The organism is Allobosea sp. 05T422_2, assembly GCF_056396265.1.
This window is the reverse complement of record NZ_JBFTLD010000504.1, coordinates 1-1,513: the sequence shown is the minus strand read 5'-3', so window position 1 is coordinate 1,513 and position 1,513 is coordinate 1. Positions and strand designations below refer to the sequence as shown.

Genomic DNA, 1,513 nt, shown 5'->3' with positions numbered 1-1,513 from the left:
GCCCTGATCTTGTCGATGAAGGCGTTGAGGGCGGCGTTGATCTCCTTCTCGCCCTGCCGGGTGCAGGCGCCGTTGTAGAGGTTCTGGAATTCGAGTTTGTTTTCGAATTCGCCCGGCCGGGCCTGCTCGATACGCTGGATGTAGAAGATGTTACCGCCGAGCGCCTGGACCTGGCCCGAGACCAGCGCCTGGATGCTGGGGGCATCACCGTCGTAGCGCCGGATCGTCGTGCTGGCCGGCGCGTTCTTGGTGACCTGGGTATCCTGGGCTGCGCCCTTGGCCACGCCAATGGTGAACTTCGCCATGTCCTCGTTGGTCTTGATCACCGCCGATTTCGGCCCGATCAGCACGATCGTGTTGGCGACATAGGGCTTGCTGAACTGCACCACCTTGGCCCGTTCGGGCAGCATCGCCATGGTCGCAAACAGCACATCGACGCGCCCCGTGGTCAGGGCCGGGATGCGGTTATTGACCTCGAGCGGCACGAACTCGACGGGGACGCCGAGCTCCTTGCCGAACAGCGCCGCGATATCGGCATCCAGCCCATCCTGCTTGCCGGCGCTGGTGACGAAGCCCCAGGGCGGATTGTCGCCCTGGATGCCCACGACCAGCTTGCCCTTCGCCTTGATCTCCGCCGGCGTCACCGCCAGCGCAGGCCGCAGCAGCAGGCCGGGCGCCGCAAGCCCGACCGCGCCGGCCAACAGAGCCTGACGGCGGTTGAGCAATCCCTTGTTCGAAGATGTCATGTCTCACTCCCTTGGTTGATCTTGCTTGGTTGATCTTGCCTGGTTGAACTTGCCTGGCCGGAATTGGCGCGGTGTCTGTTGCCGGCCTCGTCAGCGTGTTGCCGCGGCAAACTGGCGTTCCAGCCGCGCGCCGAAGAGCGAGAGCGGCCAGCACATGACGAAGTACAGAGCCCCCACGATCCCGAAGACGAGGAGAGGCTGGAAGATCTGGTTCGAGATGATGTTGCCAGCCCGGGCCAGCTCGGTGAAACCGACGATGGCAGCCAGCGACGTTCCCTTGATCAGCTGCACCAGGAAGCCGATCGTCGCCGGCAGCGAGATGCGGATAGCCTGCGGCAGGACCACATCCTTCATCCGCGAGACATAGTTCAGGCTCAGCGCCTTGGCGGCCTCGGTCTGGCCCTTCGGCACGGCTTCGATTGAGCCACGCCAGATTTCGCCGAGATAGGCGCTGGCATGCAGCGTGAAGCCGATCGAGACGGCGACCCAGGAGTCGAGTTTCAACCCGATCAGCGCCAGTCCGTAATAGACCACGAAAAGCTGCATCAGCAGCGGCGTGCCCTGGAAGATGGCGATATAGCCTGAGGTTGCACGCTCCAGCAGCGGAATACCGGAGGTCCGCGCCAGAGCGACGCCGAGCCCGAAGATACCGCCCCCGACGAAGCCGATCACCGAAAGGAAGACCGTCCATTTCAGTCCGGTGAGGAGGAAGAGGAATTCGTTTGTACCCATGACGATCTCCTCACTTGACCGGATAGCTGAAATAC

The 1,513-nt window shown here is 63.0% G+C and carries 2 protein-coding genes; both read right to left on the bottom strand.

The features are described from left to right. The coding region (locus AC1DJT_RS36620; RefSeq protein WP_476836051.1) for a transporter substrate-binding domain-containing protein at positions 1-746 on the bottom strand (746 nt) is incomplete at its 3' end. A 90-nt stretch (positions 747-836) separates the two neighbouring features. Next, positions 837-1,478, bottom strand: coding sequence for an amino acid ABC transporter permease (locus tag AC1DJT_RS36615; RefSeq protein ID WP_441489915.1), 642 nt, complete (start codon positions 1,476-1,478; stop codon positions 837-839). Positions 1,479-1,513 lie beyond the last annotated feature (35 nt).